Genomic DNA, 15,568 nt, shown 5'->3' on the forward strand with positions numbered 1-15,568 from the left:
AACTGTTTTAATAAGATAGACGTCTCACTATTCCATAAGATTTCAATTTATGTGTGTAAACTTTCATAAATGATCTTGACTGGATTCTCTATCCAGAAAAATTTTACGGGGGACCGGTTACGTTTATCCAAGAGCTAATCAAAGCGCTTGCGCTTTTCTGTATGGAGGAAACCATGAAGAAGATTAAAGAGATTATTGTTGTAGAAGGAAAAGACGATACGGTAGCGATAAAAAGGGCTGTTAATGCTGATACAATAGAAACCAATGGTTCCGCGGTGAATGAGTCCTGTATCGAGCAGGTGAGGCTTGCACAAAAGACGCGTGGAGCCATCATTTTCACGGACCCTGATTTTCCTGGTCAAAAAATAAGGAACATCATTTCAGAACAAGTAAAAGGGTGTAAACACGCCTTTTTAACGAAGGAGGAAGCCCTTCCTAAGTCAGGTAGAGGAATTGGTGTGGAACATGCTTCTCCTGAGGCGATTCGTAATGCTTTAAAGGATGCCCAGTTAATGGATGAAGAGGCTTCAGAAGAGATTTCACAGCAGGATTTAATAGATGCAGGTTTAATCGGCGGGTCCGGTGCCAAGGAACGAAGGGAAAAACTTGGATCTATTTTAAAAATCGGGTTTACCAATGGTAAACAGTTATATAAGAGACTAAAAATGTTCCAAATATCAACTGATGCTTTTGAGAAAGCGATGGTACAGATAATTCAGGAGGAAAATAATGAATAAGGATATTGCAACCCCTGTCAGAACGAAAGAAATATTAAAGAAATACGGATTCTCCTTTAAAAAGAGCTTAGGACAAAACTTTTTAATCGATACGAATATCTTGAAACGTATTGTCGAACATGCCAATTTGACAGAGGAAAGCGGCGCCATCGAAATTGGGCCGGGAATCGGGGCATTGACGGAACAACTAGCGAAAAGCAGCAAAAAGGTTGCGGCCTTTGAGATTGATCAGCGTCTACTGCCCATCTTATCGGATACACTGTCTCCCTATAACAATGTAAACATCATTCACGGGGATGTTCTCAAGGCAGATGTCAAGAAGGTAATCGAGGAGGAGTTCGCTGGCTTCTCGGACCTGATGGTTGTTGCAAATCTGCCATACTATGTCACGACGCCGATCATTTTAAAGCTATTGTCCGAGGACCTGCCCATTAGGGGCATCGTGTGCATGCTGCAAAAGGAAGTGGCTGATCGAATTGCCGCAAAACCTGGGACAAAGGAATATGGTTCTTTATCCATTGCGATTCAATATTATACCGAAGCCGAAACAGTGATGATCGTACCCAAAACGGTATTCATGCCTCAGCCTAATGTTGATTCAGCCGTAATCCGCCTTACCTTGCGCGATAAGCCAATCGTTGAGGTCCTGGATGAGGATTTCTTCTTCACTGTGACCCGGGCGAGCTTTGCACAGCGCCGGAAAACGATATTAAATAACCTAATCAGTCAGCTGCCGGATGGTAAGTCGAAAAAAGAGCTCATACTTGCCGCTCTCGAAGCCGCAGAAGTTGAACCTTCCAGACGAGGAGAAACACTGAGCATCAAAGAATTTGGCCGCTTAAGTGATGCGTTATTGCCGAATTTCAAATAAAGATAATGTGAAAGATTAAAGTCGGAATGGGGTCACTCCCAGCTTCCGGCTTTTTTTATTTTGATATTGGCATACCATGATGGAACCGTACCCAAAAATGTAATCAATCCCAACCTTTCACCATTCAAGAATGGTTCGCATAACTTAAGAATGAAAATAAACTAGGGCGGGCTGAAAATAAGTCTTCTCATGGGGTGAGGCCATGAATATTCAAATAAACGATATTGTCGGTCGGGTTTCTTATAAATGCGACGTGTTGTTCCGGGTAATCGATATCCGTGATATTGACGGAAGGCGTGAAGCTATTCTTTATGGGGAAGATATCCGACTGATTGCAGATGCACCTTTTCAAGATTTAATGATCATTAATGATAATGAAAGAAATGATCGACAAAAATCGAATGAGGTACTTCAGGAACAATCTTACCGATTATTAACACAAGATCTAGAGCTGCAACAACAAAAAAATGGCTATCAATCGAGTAATGGCTATCGGTATAGCGGTGAATATTTTCAGATACCAGGGAGGGTCCTCCATGTTGATGGGGATGCGTCTTACTTAAGGAAATGCATGGAACTATATCAGAAATTCAGTATTCCTGTCAATGGCATCTATTGCAATGAAAAGGAAATGCCCCAAAGAATCGGGGGGTTGTTGGACCATTATCGGCCGGACATTCTTGTTGTCACCGGTCATGATGCCTATTCAAAATCAAAAGGACCGATGTCCGATATCAATGCCTACCGTCACTCAAAGGATTTTGTACAGACAGTTAGAGAAGCACGAAGGAGGGTTTCCCATTTAGACCAACTGATTATATTTGCCGGGGCTTGTCAATCGCATTTTGAATCATTAATCCAAGCGGGGGCTAATTTTGCAAGTTCTCCCTCCCGTGTTAATATACATGCTCTTGATCCGGTATATATCGTCGGAAAGATAAGCTTTACACCTTTTTCCGATCATATTCATGTTTGGGATGTCCTTCGGAATACATTAACGGGAGAGAAGGGGTTGGGGGGAATTGAGACTAAAGGGGTGTTACGGACCGGGTTGCCTTTCAAGCCATTTCAGGAAGAATGAACGAGCTGCATTTTAAAAGAATGCAGCTTGCTTTTGGTGGGGAAGAATTCGGATATCCTCACAAAAAAACGGTTTTTTTGTTTGGTAATGTCACTAAGTAATGATTTAACTACGAAAATTCGGTTTAATAATTAATGAAATAGTTCGTTTACATAATTTTTCATTTCCCAGGATATAATAAAATTGTTCGCGATTTTGCCGGATTTCAGATAAAAATATATTGACTACATTTTTAAGTGCTGATATAATTTATTATTTTGTTTGCGTATATTTGTAAATTGTGATATACTTAACTTAGTGAGGTGGACCGAAAATGCCAAAAACTCTAGCTGATATTAAAACTGCACTTGATTCAAACCTAGGTAAAAGATTGCTCTTAAAAGCAAACGGTGGAAGAAGAAAGACTGTAGAACGATTTGGAACTTTGGCGGAAACTTATCCGGCTGTTTTTGTAATTGAGCTCGACCAAGATGAAAATGCGTTTGAAAGAGTATCTTACAGCTATGCGGATGTTTTAACGGAAACCGTAGAACTAACATTTTTAAACAAACAACAAGAGATTTAACTTAGACGAGGCAGCGAACAACTATGTTTGCTGCTTTTTGTTTTGTATAAAATATCCTGTGAGCCCCAATAAAGGCTTAAAAAGGATGTAATGAAATAGCTTATGATGCAAACACTAGGCATGTGACGGCATGTGAAAGGGGTTGCTTCGCTTGAGCAGGAAAAAAGGGATTATGTCAAATGGTCTTAAAGAGGAATTGGCTAAAGAACTTGGATTTTACGATGTTGTCCAGAAAGAAGGCTGGGGAGGAATCCGGGCCAGGGACGCAGGTAACATGGTAAAACTTGCTATCGAAAAAGCACAACGTCAATTGGTGAACAAGGAGTAAGATAAACACTTAATTGTATCATGCCGTCATGTTGAAAGTAGCCAGACTTCTTATACGATGTATAGCTCTATTCATTTTTGCTTACATTGTAGTTAAGGAGTCTGGTTTTTTTATGTATCGGTAATTGCTATTTGGATATGTAGCAAGTCTTTTGGGATTCAGGAAGTGGCTGCTCTCCCATGTGCCTACATGTGTCTATTCCCCTCTAAAGGCCAATCTTAGCTTCATTACATTGAAATTACGATGAAAAAACCTTTAGAATATAAACAAATATGATAGAATAGGACAAGAACTTTTAAGAACGTTAAAGTAGGTGGACATATTGAAGCTTATGGAAAAAGCCCCGGCTAAGATTAATTTGGCTTTGGATGTGCTTTTCAAACGGCCTGATGGGTATCATGAGGTGGAAATGATCATGACGACAGTCGACCTTGCCGATAGAATTGAACTAAAGGAAATAAAGGGGAATCATATCCAAATTCTATCCCATAATCGATTTGTTCCGGATGATCATCGGAATTTAGCTTATCAAGCCGCATTTATTCTAAAGGAACGTTTTGGAATCAATAAAGGTGTTTCTATAACTATAGAGAAAAATATACCTGTAGCCGCAGGGCTTGCTGGTGGAAGCAGTGATGCCGCAGCTACATTGAGGGGCTTAAATAGACTGTGGAAGCTAGGTCTTTCCATGGATGAACTTGCGGAAATAGGAGCTGAAATTGGCTCCGATGTGTCATTTTGTGTATACGGAGGTACGGCATTGGCCAGAGGGCGCGGGGAAAAAATCACGCATCTTCCTGCACCGCCAAAATGCTGGGTCATCTTGGCCAAACCGACGATTGGCGTTTCGACAGCGGATATATATAAAAGGCTCCAAACTTCAAAAATGGAGCATCCGGATGTACCTGGAATGATTACGGCTATTATGGAAAACAATTATCACGATGTATGCGAGGGGTTGGGCAATGTTCTGGAACAGGTGACATTGCAGTTATACCCAGAGGTTGCGAACATTAAAGATCAAATGAAGACATTTGGAGCAGATTCGGTCTTGATGAGCGGAAGTGGTCCGACCGTTTTTGGTTTGGTGGAACATGATTCGCGCATGCAAAGAATTTATAATGGACTTCGCGGATTTTGTGATCAAGTCTATGCAGTCCGTTTACTGGGTGATCGAAACAATCTTGAATAGAAACGTACATTAGTGGTATAGTTGCTATATAATATTCGGAATTCACAAAGGGGGTGTCTCAATGAAATTTCGTCGCAGCGAGAGGCTAGTCGATATGACCAATTATTTATTAGAACATCCGGGGGAACTTGTTTCGCTGACTTATTTTGCTGAAAGGTATAGTTCGGCAAAATCCTCTATCAGTGAAGATTTGACGATCATCAAAGATACCTTTGAACAACGGGGGATAGGATCTTTAACAACCGTTCCAGGTGCGGCCGGTGGAGTGAAATATATTGTTTCCATCAAGGAAGAAGAAGCCAATGCCTTCATTGACGGATTATGCGATACGATTGCTAGTCCCGAAAGGTTGCTTCCTGGCGGTTATCTATATATGACAGACATATTAGGACATCCGCAAACCGTGAATAAGGTTGGAAGGATAATCGCCTCAATGTATGCCAAGAAAAATGTCTCAGTCATCATGACAATGGCAACCAAAGGGATATCATTAGCATACGCCGTGGCAAATTATTTGAATGTTCCAGTTGTCATTGTAAGAAGGAATAATAAAGTAACGGAAGGTTCTACAGTGAGCATCAATTATGTTTCTGGCTCTTCAAAGAGGATTCAGACTATGGTACTCTCTAAGAGAAGCTTGGTTGAGGGTTCGAATGTATTAATTGTAGACGATTTCATGAAGGCTGGGGGTACCATCAACGGTATGGTCAGTCTATTGGATGAATTCAAGGCAACAGTTGCCGGAATTGCGGTGCTGGTCGAATCCGAACATACGGAGGAGTGTCTTGTCGAGGACTATGTTTCATTAATCAAGTTGACGCAGGTAGTTGAAAGAGACAAGAAAATCAATGTCAGCCGAGGGAATTATTTTACGAAAAAGGAATAGGGGGAATCATATCATGAAAACGATACATACGGATGAAGCACCGGCAGCGATCGGACCATATTCACAAGGCGTGATCGTGGATAAGTTATTTTTCAGTTCAGGACAGATCCCACTTACTGCTTCTGGTGAGATGGTGACAGGGGATGTCAAGGAACAAACACACCAGGTCTTTAAGAATCTCCAAGCTGTATTGAAAGAAGCTGGGGCTTCATTGGAAACTGTCATTAAGGCTACAGTATTCATTAAAAGTATGGACGATTTCGGCTCGATTAATGAAGTATACGGAGAATATTTTTCTGCTCACAAACCTGCTCGCTCTTGTGTAGAGGTTGCTCGGCTTCCGAAAGACGCACTAGTGGAAATAGAAGTAGTAGCGCTCGTTAAATAAACGGGCGTTTTTTTATTTTTTAAAGGCAATTCGTAATGGGTAATTTTCCTTTAATATAAGGGTGATTTTTAGTATTTCAAAAAACTAGGCTGAATTTTCTAAAAAAATTACAGATAATAGAAGGAGTTCACGTTTTTTTGTTGAATATGTACTTTAAGTTTTAACAACAACAAAAAGGGATGGTGAGCTTAAATGGAAGTAACTGACGTAAGATTACGCCGTGTGAATACGGACGGTCGTATGAGAGCTATCGCATCAATTACACTGGATAATGAATTTGTGGTTCATGATATTCGTGTGATCGACGGAAACAATGGTTTATTTGTAGCAATGCCAAGTAAACGAACTCCAGATGGAGAATTCCGGGATATCGCTCATCCAATCAATTCCTCGACACGCGGGAAAATTCAAGAAGCTGTCTTGACAGAATATCATCGATTGGGAGAACTTGAAACTGAATTAGAGGAAGCTGGAGCAGGTGCTTCTTAAAATAACATTACTTTTAAACTTTAAAATTATAATTCGTGCATCTAGAGCCTACTTCATAAGTAGTGCTCTTTTTTATTTATTCAAAATCGGATAAGTTTAGAACTTGTCCGCTCATCATGCAGATATTTACTCTAAAGAATTTATAAACCTACGTTGTTATCTTCAAAAGTTTAAGTACCCGTCCTTTTTAATTTTTAAACCTTTTTTGTCCACCCAGATATTGAAATTCCTGTAAGTGGAATTAAAGGGATGCCACTTAATCTAGCCATCTGGCTGAAGATGAAATGAATTGGTAACCTGATTTCGGAATGGGAGTTAACAAAGGGTGAAGTATGCCCAAATGGCTTGTACATAGGGTATGGCGCACCATGATAGTGTTTTGGGATAATGGGGTTGGCTGGTGTTATAAAAGGAAGGGGACATTGTTTCTGTATTATGCTGTTAATGAAAATGACATCGACCATGATGTAAAATAATTCTCCAAGGTCCAATAATAACATTTAAAACCTTATCGAAAATCGAACTTTTTTCACCTGATCGGTTGACAATTATATGTACTTTTAATTGTTACCTTGAAAAGAATCACTATTTGAGATAATATTTTTAGTGGATAAAAAGGTGAAAATGGAGGCCTGTTATGAGTAATCGCTATGCAATAATATTGGCCGCTGGGCAAGGTACTAGGATGAAATCTAAGCTTTATAAGGTTTTGCACCCTGTTTGCGGGAAACCAATGGTACAACATGTTATCGATCAAGTCAATCAACTTCAAATAGAAGAAATTGTAACAGTCATCGGCCATGGAGCTGAAAAAGTTCAAGAACAACTTGGTGATTCATGCAAGTATGCCTTACAAGAACAGCAATTAGGTACGGCACATGCTGTAATGCAAGCGGAAAGCGTTTTATCCGTAAAAAGTGGTACGACCCTTGTTATTTGCGGTGATACGCCTCTGATTAAAGCGGAAACGATGAAAGAGCTTATAGCATTGCATGAGCAAAGTCAGGCGAAAGCAACAATCTTAACAGCATATGCAGATAACCCTGCTGGCTATGGAAGGGTCCTTCGCGGTGAAGGCGGACTTGTAGAAAAAATCGTAGAGCATAAGGATGCCTCTGATGAAGAAAGATATGTTAAGGAAATAAATACCGGTACATATTGCTTCGACAATCAAGCATTGTTTAACGCGCTGAAAAAAGTTTCAAATGAAAATGTCCAGGGAGAATATTACTTACCGGATGTTATTGAAATCTTAAAACAGGAAGGCGAAGTGGTGACGGCCTTCCAATCCAGTGATTTCGAGGAAACATTGGGTGTGAATGACCGTGTGGCTTTATCACAGGCTGAGCAGGTTTTAAGAAAACGCATCAATGAAAAGCATATGAGGAATGGTGTAACGATTATCGATCCGCTTACTACGTTCATTGAAGCGGATGTACAAATCGGGCAGGATACAGTCATTAACCCTGGGTCATTCATTAAAGGAAAAAGTATTATCGGGCAGGATTGCTTAATTGGCCCGAATACGGAAATCAGTAATTGTGAAATTGGTGATGGAACGGAAGTCCTCCAATCGGTTGTACATGAAAGCAGTATTGGAAGTTTTGTGAAAATCGGTCCATTCGCACATGTTAGACCTCAATCAGATATTAAGGATTCCGTTAAGATCGGTAATTTTGTCGAAATTAAAAAGACCGTTTTTGGCAAAGGAAGCAAGGTATCGCATTTGAGTTATATTGGTGATGCAGAGGTTGGGGAGAATGTTAATATAGGCTGCGGATCTATTACCGTGAATTACGACGGGAAAAATAAATATTTGACGAAGATTGAAGATAATGTTTTCATAGGCTGCAATTCTAATCTGGTTGCACCTGTAACGGTAGGAGAAGGAGCATATGTAGCTGCTGGGTCAACCATCACGCAAGATGTACCGCAGGATGCCCTATCCGTTGCCCGGGCTCGTCAAGTTAACAAAGAAGATTATGTAAAGAATTTGAAATTTAATAAATAACCGACGGAGGTCATCATGTCAAATCAGTATTTAGATCCTAATTTAAAAGTATTCTCTTTAAATTCAAACTTCGATTTAGCTCAGGAAATTGCTGCTGCAATCGGTGTTGAACTTGGAAAATGTAGCGTAACAAGTTTCAGTGACGGTGAAGTTCAGATTAATATTGAAGAAAGTATTCGTGGCTGTGACGTATACGTAATCCAATCAACAAGCCAACCAGTCAATGAAAATTTAATGGAACTTTTAATTATGATCGATGCTCTTAAACGTGCTTCAGCTAAAACGATCAATATTGTAATGCCATATTACGGTTATGCCCGACAAGATCGTAAAGCGCGTGCGCGTGAACCAATTACAGCTAAACTTGTCGCAAATCTTTTAGAAACGGCTGGTGCCCACCGTGTAATCACATTAGATCTTCACGCACCACAAATTCAAGGTTTCTTCGATATTCTGATCGATCACCTTGTTGCTGTTCCGATTTTAGCTGATTTCTTCAAGGAAAAAGATTTAAGTGATATCGTCATCGTTTCCCCAGATCATGGCGGTGTAACTCGTGCCCGTAAAATGGCCGATCGCCTAAAAGCGCCGATCGCCATTATCGATAAGCGCCGTCCAAGACCGAACGTGGCTGAAGTCATGAACATCATTGGTAATATTGAAGGGAAGACAGCAATACTGATTGATGACATCATCGATACTGCAGGAACTATCACACTAGCGGCCAATGCCCTTGTGGAGAATGGCGCTAAAGCAGTTTATGCTTGTTGTACACACCCAGTCCTTTCAGGTCCTGCCATCGAAAGGATTCAAAATTCAACGATCAAGGAATTGGTCGTGACTAACTCGATTGCCCTATCTGAAGATAAGAAAATCGATAAAATTACTGGACTTTCTGTAGCACCATTGATTGCAGAGGCAATTATTCGTGTGCATGAGGAACAATCAGTCAGCACATTATTCGATTGATAACATAATAAACAAAAACACGGCGGGCCATCGGGCTCGCCGTGTTTTTGTTTAAAAGTTTCAGAAAATACTTAATTCTTAGTTGACAGATGAGAATAGTAATAATAAAATAGCTATACAAATTCAATTCATATTCATGGAATGAAAAACTGAACTAACGCAGGTACATACTGGTTAACGCCGATCGGACTACCGAAGGCTCCTTTTCACTTACCAATAAAACATTGGGCATCATTTTGCCCTATTGTCTTATCGGTGAAGGAAAGGAGCCTTTTATTTTTATATAAATAGTTTAAGAAGGGTGTGCAGAATATGAAGAAAAAACGAAAGATATGGCTCCTATCCATTTTTAGCATCTTCATGCTGATAGTGAGTGCATGTGGGCAGGAAAAGAACAGCTCCACAAGTGCTGACGCAAAAGAATCAGAGAAAACCATCCAAATCGGTTATCAAAAATTCGGGACATTAAATATTTTAAAATCAAAAGGGAATCTGGAAACACGTTTAAAAGAAGTGGGATATACCGTCGATTGGACTGAATTCCCTGCAGGACCTCAGCTGCTTGAAGCCTTGAATGTCGGCAGCATTGATTTTGGGCACACAGGGGAGGCGCCGCCGATATTTGCACAAGCAGCCAAGGCACCACTTGTCTACATTGCCAATCAACCGGCAAACCCATCAGGAGAGGCTATAGTCGTACAAAAGGATTCACCCATTAAAAATGTGAAAGAGTTAAAGGGAAAGAAGGTTGGCTTGAATAAAGGTTCAAATGTTCATTACCTATTGGTCAAAGCGTTAGAGGAAGCAGGTCTTACTCTTGATGACATTCAGCCCGTCTACTTGCCACCGGCTGATGCGAGAGCTGCTTTTGAAGGAAACCAAATCGATGCCTGGGTAATATGGGATCCATTTTTATCAGCGGCGGAATTGGAGCTTGAAACGAAAACGATCCGGGAAGGAGAAGGACTGGTTGCGAATCGAGAATTCTTCTTGGCAACTGATTCATTTGCCCGGAACGAAGAGGCTTTGAAGATCATCAAAGAAGAACTGATAAAAGTTGATAAATGGATTGAAGAAAACCCAGGGGATGTCGCTGAGTTTTTATCTCCGGAAATTGGAATGAGTGTGGAGGCATTAGAAAAAACATTAAATAGAAAAGAATACGGACTTGAGGAGATTTCCAGTACGGTTTTGGATGATCAACAAAATATTGCCGATACATTTTACAATCTTAAATTAATTCCAAGCAAAATTAATGTTCTAGATGCATCTGCAGATGTTAAAAAAAATTAAGGGGGAAATAAAATGAAAGTATTTTGGTTTTTGCCATCACATGGGGAAAGTCGCTATTTAGGATCGACAAAGGGAGGGAGAGCGATTACACTTCCTTATTTAAAACAAATTGCACAGGCAGTTGATCATTTGGGATTTGAAGGGGCTTTGCTTCCAACGGGACGATCCTGTGAGGATGCTTGGGTAGTTGGTTCTTCATTGATTTCTGCAACGGAAAGAATGAAATTTTTAGTTGCTATCCGTCCAGGTTTAATGTCGCCAACCTTAGCTGCGCGTATGGCTTCAAGCTTCGACAGGTTGTCGAATGGCCGTCTTTTGATCAATGTTGTAACTGGGGGGGACCCGGTCGAATTGGCAGGTGATGGCGTATTTCTGGATCATGGGGAACGCTATGAGCAAACAAATGAATTTCTCGATATCTGGAGAAGGGAAATGTCTGGTGAGAGTGTGGAATATGAAGGGGAGCACTTAAAGGTTGAAGGTGGAAATATTCTGTTGCCACCTGTACAAAAACCGTACCCACCGCTCTATTTCGGAGGTTCATCCGATCCAGCCATCGATATATCGGGAAAGCATATTGATGTCTACTTGACTTGGGGTGAGCCGCCGGTGCAAGTGGCTGAAAAAATTGAAAAGGTACGTAAAAAGGCAGCAGAGTACGGACGTGAAGTCAGATTCGGCATTCGCATGCATGTCATCGTAAGAGAAACGGAAGAAGAAGCTTGGCAGGCAGCGGACGAACTCATTAAATATGTGGATGATGAAATGATTGAAAATTCACAAAAGATTTTTGAACGGTTTGATTCAGTGGGACAGAAGAGGATGTCGCAACTTCATAAAGGAAACAGGGATTCACTCGAAATCAGTCCAAACTTATGGGCAGGTGTTGGTCTAGTGCGCGGGGGCGCCGGTACAGCACTAGTCGGAAGTGCTGAAAATGTTGCCGCCAGAATGAAGGAATATGAAGAAATCGGAATAGAATCCTTTGTTTTATCCGGATACCCTCACTTGGAAGAAGCGTATAGAGTTGCTGAATTATTATTCCCTTTGCTCCCTGTTGAACAGCAGCAAGCTCCCGTTTCAAAAGCTACGAGCCCATTCGGGGAAATACTGGCTAATGACCACTACCCTACAAAAGGAAGTGAAATTGATGATGCAGAAAAAGTTAAACAAAAAGTTCAATAGGTTCCACCTCATATCATGGCTTGTGCCCATTATCCTTTTGGTAACTTGGCAGCTGTTGTCATTGTGGGGGATTTTGTCGGATCGGATATTGCCTGCCCCGACTGAAGTATTTCAAGCAGGTGTCGCTTTATTGGAGACAGGTGAACTTATTGATTATATCGGCATCAGTGCTCAGCGTGCCTTCATCGGCTTTTTAATAGGCGGTGTCATTGGTTTTGTACTGGGTTTATTAAATGGATTATCATCCATTGCAGAAACCTTATTCGATACATCGCTTCAGATGTTACGTAACATTCCGCATTTAGCTTTAATACCGCTGGTTATTCTATGGTTTGGTATAGAAGAAGAAGCGAAAATCTTCCTTGTCGCCCTAGGGGTTCTGTTTCCTATCTATTTAAATACATTTCATGGAGTGAAATCGGTGGATAAGGAATTAATCGAAGCGGCGAGGGTTTATGGGCTAAGTGGTTTTTCTTTATTCTGGAATGTGATCCTCCCTGCAGCCTTTCCATCCATTTTGGTGGGTATCCGCTTCTCCCTTGGAATCATGTGGGTCACATTAATTGTAGCAGAAACTATATCCGCCAATTCCGGAATAGGATATATGGCTATGAATGCCCGGGAATTCATGAGGATGGATATTGTTGTTCTCAGTATTCTCTTATATGCCTTATTGGGAAAAATATCGGACGTTGCGGCCAAAATAATTGAAAAAAGATGCTTAAAGTGGCATCCATCATACCAATGAGGAGGTCATTTGCATGAAAAGTGGAAATTCGTTGGAGTTGCAGGGTGTAAGAAAGAATTTTGGGGAGTTTGAAGTATTAAAGGGAATGGACCTCACCTTTAAAAAAGGGGAATTCGTAGCCATTGTCGGCAAAAGTGGATGTGGAAAGAGCACATTGCTTCGTCTTGTGGCAGGACTGGAAAAGCCGACGGACGGGCAGATACTGGTGAATGGAAAGCCTTTGAATGGATTAAATAGATCGTCACGTACGATGTTTCAGGATGGAAGGCTGTTTCCTTGGAAAAAAATCCTTGAAAATATTGGTGTAGGCTTAAAAGGGGATTGGAAGCCAAGTGCTATGGAATTACTGGAGCAAGTGGGCCTTGCCGATCGAGCAAATGAGTGGCCGTCCGTTTTATCTGGGGGGCAGAAACAAAGGGTGGCATTAGCGAGGGCATTGGTGAACCAACCTGACATACTCCTCTTGGATGAGCCGTTAGGGGCATTGGATGCTTTGACTAGAATTGGCATGCAAAGGCTGATTGAGGAACTATGGAGGAAAAGGGATTTTACTGCCTTACTTGTTACACATGATGTTGAAGAAGCCGTAATGCTTGCCGATCGTGTCTTATTAATCGAAGAAGGCAAAGTCGTCATGAATAAGGAAATCAATCTGCCGAGACCGCGGAAAAAGGATAGCATTCAATATTCATCACTAGCAGCCCAAATCCTTAACCGGGTGATGCAAGTTGAGGGGGAAATGGAAAAAAAGGCGATTCACGCTTGAATCAGAGAAAAAAATGAAAAAAGTTTTTTGTAGCAAATTCCTATGTTTACCATATGTTTATCACCTTCTTGTTCCCTTTGGATTTTACCTTTCATGTTTAATGCTTCGCCATTTAGGGAAATGTTAAATATAGAGAAACTTGCAATTCATATTCAGGAAGGCGGAGGATGTATGAGTAATATATTAGCTGCAAAAGAACGTACGGATTCAAAACACTCTAATTTAAGGAATTTGAGAGAAAGCGGCGAAATCCCTGCGATAGTATATGGCAATAAAAATGACAGTACGGCCATTTCAGTCAATAATATTGAGCTTCAAAAGACAATCAAGGAAATAGGCCGTAATGGAATCATTTCTTTGGACTTGGAAGGTAAGAATTATAAAGTCATGCTCTCTGACTATCAAAAGGATCCAATAAAGAACTCCATTTATCATGCAGACTTTTTAATTGTAGATATGTCCGCCCAATTACAGGCACAAGTACGCGTTAACCTTGTAGGTGTTTGTAAAGGCGTGAAAGACGGCGGGGTCCTTCAGCAGTCTCTTCATGAAGTGACTGTTACAGCTAAACCTAATGACATTCCTGACTCCATCGATGTTGACGTTACCGAACTTCAGGTAGGAGATACAATCTACATATCAGATATTCAAACGAATAAACAAGTTACAATCGACAACGATGGTGAAGAAGTCGTTGCATCTGTTCTGGCTCCTCGTCAGGAAGAGGAAATAAGTACAGGTGAACAGCAAGATGGCGGTATCCCTGAAAATGAAGAAGGCAGGGAAACCAAGGCATCACCAGAGTCATGATGCCGGGATTAAACAAGTGAATCGTGATATAATAGGCGTAGCTCTTAACGAGTTACGTCTTTTCAATCTCTGGATCATCGATTTAAGCCGGACCATTTTTTCGTGATCGACTCCTTTAATAGGGTTTTTACTAATTAGTTCTCCGGTAGCTTGCAGGCAAGGTTGAAATTAGGGTACTATTTTTCTAAGGTCAATGATCTTGGAAAAACTTCGTCCCAGCGTAACTCCCTAAATAACCGTAATGACGGAGTGTGAATCATGAAAATTATTGTAGGGTTAGGGAACCCAGGTAAACAATATGAAAAAACTCGGCATAACGTCGGATTTGAAGTAATAGATGAGTTATCCAAAAGATGGTCGATCCCACTTGATCAAGCAAAGCATAAGGGGATCTATGGTGCAGGAATGGTAAAGGGAGAAAAGGTTTTATTGCTTAAACCCTTAACCTACATGAATTTGTCAGGAGAATCCATTTCGGCTGTCATGCATTTCTTTAAGGTGGATATCGCGGATGTTGTCATTATATATGATGACCTTGATTTGCCTCCAGGGAAGCTTCGCCTTCGTCAAAAAGGAAGTGCAGGCGGTCATAATGGGATAAAATCTTCAATTGCCCATTTGGGTACGCAAGAATTCAATCGAATCAGAATAGGGATTGGCCGCCCGATTGGCCGTATTCCAGTATCTGACTATGTCTTAGGGCGCTTTTCGCCTGAAGAATGGGATCATGTCGGTGCAACGATCGAAAAAAGTGCAGCTTCTTGTGAAGCCTGGTTGGAAAAACCATTTCTACAGGTAATGAACGAATATAACCAATAAGCAGAGAGTAGATATAAGTAAAGAATAATATCTTCCTGTTTCGCTGAATAAAACCCCTCTATTTTTGTACATACTAACACTATTACTAAATAGGGGGTTACCAAATGGCTCTCCATTATCGATGCCGACATTGCGGAACTAAGCTGGGCTCAATCGAGGCACACTCACTGAGTACGGAGCAGTTAGGTTTTAATCAACTTACCGATGAAGAGCGACAAGAGATGATCGTTTATGATTCTGAAGGGGATATGCATGTAAGGGCGATATGTGAAGACTGTCATGAATCGCTGCAAAGAAACCCTGATTTATATGAAAACGATTATATTATTCATTAGCGGGAGAGGGCTTTGGACAAAATCCAAAGCATTTTTCCGTTTGTCTGGAATCCAGGGCACAAAAAAGTGCCTTTAATAAAAAGGACGCTTGGTTA

At 40.9% G+C, this 15,568-nt stretch carries 18 protein-coding genes; all 18 read left to right on the forward strand.

Annotated elements, in window-relative coordinates; translation table 11 throughout:
* Nucleotides 1-173: 173 nt before the first annotated feature.
* The 18 genes from rnmV (at nt 174) to ACWF5P_RS25105 (ending at nt 15,473) form a co-directional block, all read left to right on the forward strand.
* Nucleotides 174-737 carry a ribonuclease M5 gene (gene rnmV / locus ACWF5P_RS25020; RefSeq protein ID WP_137019647.1) on the forward strand — a complete coding sequence of 188 codons (564 nt, stop codon included), beginning with the start codon at nt 174-176 and terminating at the stop codon, nt 735-737.
* On the forward strand, nt 730-1,608 hold the full coding sequence (gene rsmA / locus ACWF5P_RS25025; protein WP_434168241.1) for a 16S rRNA (adenine(1518)-N(6)/adenine(1519)-N(6))-dimethyltransferase RsmA: 879 nt from the start codon (nt 730-732) through the stop codon (nt 1,606-1,608). The genes rnmV and rsmA overlap by 8 nt, the downstream gene beginning before the upstream one ends.
* A gap of 202 nt (nt 1,609-1,810) precedes the next feature.
* A complete protein-coding gene (gene yabG, locus ACWF5P_RS25030; protein ID WP_101225904.1) occupies nt 1,811-2,689 on the forward strand; it encodes a sporulation peptidase YabG in 879 nt (292 codons plus the stop codon).
* Between the two features lie 313 nt (nt 2,690-3,002).
* Nucleotides 3,003-3,254: a biofilm formation stimulator Veg gene (gene veg, locus ACWF5P_RS25035; RefSeq protein WP_061440325.1), complete on the forward strand. Its 252-nt coding sequence runs from the start codon at nt 3,003-3,005 to the stop codon at nt 3,252-3,254.
* A gap of 151 nt (nt 3,255-3,405) precedes the next feature.
* Nucleotides 3,406-3,582 carry a small, acid-soluble spore protein, alpha/beta type gene (locus tag ACWF5P_RS25040; RefSeq protein ID WP_101225905.1) on the forward strand — a complete coding sequence of 59 codons (177 nt, stop codon included), beginning with the start codon at nt 3,406-3,408 and terminating at the stop codon, nt 3,580-3,582.
* Nucleotides 3,583-3,904: 322 nt separating this feature from the next.
* Nucleotides 3,905-4,774, forward strand: coding sequence for a 4-(cytidine 5'-diphospho)-2-C-methyl-D-erythritol kinase (ispE, locus tag ACWF5P_RS25045; protein WP_101225906.1), 870 nt, complete (start codon nt 3,905-3,907; stop codon nt 4,772-4,774).
* A gap of 61 nt (nt 4,775-4,835) precedes the next feature.
* Complete coding sequence (purR, locus tag ACWF5P_RS25050) at nt 4,836-5,660, forward strand: pur operon repressor (RefSeq protein WP_101225907.1); 825 nt, start codon at nt 4,836-4,838, stop codon at nt 5,658-5,660.
* 10 nt (nt 5,661-5,670) lie between these two features.
* Nucleotides 5,671-6,048, forward strand: a complete 378-nt coding sequence (locus ACWF5P_RS25055; RefSeq protein WP_202190662.1) for a RidA family protein — start codon at nt 5,671-5,673, stop codon at nt 6,046-6,048.
* A 192-nt stretch (nt 6,049-6,240) separates the two neighbouring features.
* A complete protein-coding gene (spoVG, locus tag ACWF5P_RS25060; RefSeq protein ID WP_034316332.1) occupies nt 6,241-6,537 on the forward strand; it encodes a septation regulator SpoVG in 297 nt (98 codons plus the stop codon).
* A 637-nt stretch (nt 6,538-7,174) separates the two neighbouring features.
* On the forward strand, nt 7,175-8,548 hold the full coding sequence (gene glmU / locus ACWF5P_RS25065) for a bifunctional UDP-N-acetylglucosamine diphosphorylase/glucosamine-1-phosphate N-acetyltransferase GlmU (RefSeq protein ID WP_101225909.1): 1,374 nt from the start codon (nt 7,175-7,177) through the stop codon (nt 8,546-8,548).
* 15 nt (nt 8,549-8,563) lie between these two features.
* Nucleotides 8,564-9,517: a ribose-phosphate diphosphokinase gene (locus ACWF5P_RS25070; RefSeq protein ID WP_057276495.1), complete on the forward strand. Its 954-nt coding sequence runs from the start codon at nt 8,564-8,566 to the stop codon at nt 9,515-9,517.
* 312 nt (nt 9,518-9,829) lie between these two features.
* A complete protein-coding gene (locus ACWF5P_RS25075; RefSeq protein WP_434168243.1) occupies nt 9,830-10,810 on the forward strand; it encodes a sulfonate ABC transporter substrate-binding protein in 981 nt (326 codons plus the stop codon).
* A gap of 12 nt (nt 10,811-10,822) precedes the next feature.
* The gene (ssuD, locus tag ACWF5P_RS25080; RefSeq protein ID WP_434168244.1) at nt 10,823-11,995 is read left to right on the forward strand and encodes an FMNH2-dependent alkanesulfonate monooxygenase; all 1,173 of its coding nucleotides are present in this window, start codon (nt 10,823-10,825) and stop codon (nt 11,993-11,995) included.
* Nucleotides 11,961-12,743, forward strand: a complete 783-nt coding sequence (gene ssuC, locus ACWF5P_RS25085; RefSeq protein WP_434168245.1) for an aliphatic sulfonate ABC transporter permease SsuC — start codon at nt 11,961-11,963, stop codon at nt 12,741-12,743. The genes ssuD and ssuC overlap by 35 nt, the downstream gene beginning before the upstream one ends.
* Nucleotides 12,744-12,756: 13 nt before the next feature.
* Nucleotides 12,757-13,509 (forward strand): ATP-binding cassette domain-containing protein, encoded by a 753-nt coding sequence (locus ACWF5P_RS25090; RefSeq protein WP_402945537.1) that lies wholly within the window; start codon nt 12,757-12,759, stop codon nt 13,507-13,509.
* 171 nt (nt 13,510-13,680) lie between these two features.
* A complete protein-coding gene (locus tag ACWF5P_RS25095; protein WP_101225935.1) occupies nt 13,681-14,319 on the forward strand; it encodes a 50S ribosomal protein L25/general stress protein Ctc in 639 nt (212 codons plus the stop codon).
* A 258-nt stretch (nt 14,320-14,577) separates the two neighbouring features.
* A complete protein-coding gene (gene pth / locus ACWF5P_RS25100; protein ID WP_101225913.1) occupies nt 14,578-15,138 on the forward strand; it encodes an aminoacyl-tRNA hydrolase in 561 nt (186 codons plus the stop codon).
* Between the two features lie 104 nt (nt 15,139-15,242).
* Nucleotides 15,243-15,473, forward strand: a complete 231-nt coding sequence (locus tag ACWF5P_RS25105; RefSeq protein WP_034316319.1) for an anti-sigma-F factor Fin family protein — start codon at nt 15,243-15,245, stop codon at nt 15,471-15,473.
* Nucleotides 15,474-15,568: the final 95 nt, after the last annotated feature.

The sequence above is a fragment of the Peribacillus sp. NPDC055009 genome (assembly GCF_053608705.1).

What these genes read in the sequence shown, in the direction of transcription:
- rnmV (WP_137019647.1), top strand. Translation starts at nt 174, where the DNA reads ATGAAGAAGATTAAAGAGATTATTGTTGTAGAAGGAAAAGACGATACG.
- rsmA (WP_434168241.1), top strand. Translation starts at nt 730, where the DNA reads ATGAATAAGGATATTGCAACCCCTGTCAGAACGAAAGAAATATTAAAG.
- yabG (WP_101225904.1), top strand. Translation starts at nt 1,811, where the DNA reads ATGAATATTCAAATAAACGATATTGTCGGTCGGGTTTCTTATAAATGC.
- veg (WP_061440325.1), top strand. Translation starts at nt 3,003, where the DNA reads ATGCCAAAAACTCTAGCTGATATTAAAACTGCACTTGATTCAAACCTA.
- purR (WP_101225907.1), top strand. Translation starts at nt 4,836, where the DNA reads ATGAAATTTCGTCGCAGCGAGAGGCTAGTCGATATGACCAATTATTTA.
- spoVG (WP_034316332.1), top strand. Translation starts at nt 6,241, where the DNA reads ATGGAAGTAACTGACGTAAGATTACGCCGTGTGAATACGGACGGTCGT.
- glmU (WP_101225909.1), top strand. Translation starts at nt 7,175, where the DNA reads ATGAGTAATCGCTATGCAATAATATTGGCCGCTGGGCAAGGTACTAGG.
- ACWF5P_RS25070 (WP_057276495.1), top strand. Translation starts at nt 8,564, where the DNA reads ATGTCAAATCAGTATTTAGATCCTAATTTAAAAGTATTCTCTTTAAAT.
- ACWF5P_RS25075 (WP_434168243.1), top strand. Translation starts at nt 9,830, where the DNA reads ATGAAGAAAAAACGAAAGATATGGCTCCTATCCATTTTTAGCATCTTC.
- ssuD (WP_434168244.1), top strand. Translation starts at nt 10,823, where the DNA reads ATGAAAGTATTTTGGTTTTTGCCATCACATGGGGAAAGTCGCTATTTA.
- ssuC (WP_434168245.1), top strand. Translation starts at nt 11,961, where the DNA reads ATGATGCAGAAAAAGTTAAACAAAAAGTTCAATAGGTTCCACCTCATA.
- ACWF5P_RS25090 (WP_402945537.1), top strand. Translation starts at nt 12,757, where the DNA reads ATGAAAAGTGGAAATTCGTTGGAGTTGCAGGGTGTAAGAAAGAATTTT.
- ACWF5P_RS25095 (WP_101225935.1), top strand. Translation starts at nt 13,681, where the DNA reads ATGAGTAATATATTAGCTGCAAAAGAACGTACGGATTCAAAACACTCT.
- pth (WP_101225913.1), top strand. Translation starts at nt 14,578, where the DNA reads ATGAAAATTATTGTAGGGTTAGGGAACCCAGGTAAACAATATGAAAAA.
- ACWF5P_RS25105 (WP_034316319.1), top strand. Translation starts at nt 15,243, where the DNA reads ATGGCTCTCCATTATCGATGCCGACATTGCGGAACTAAGCTGGGCTCA.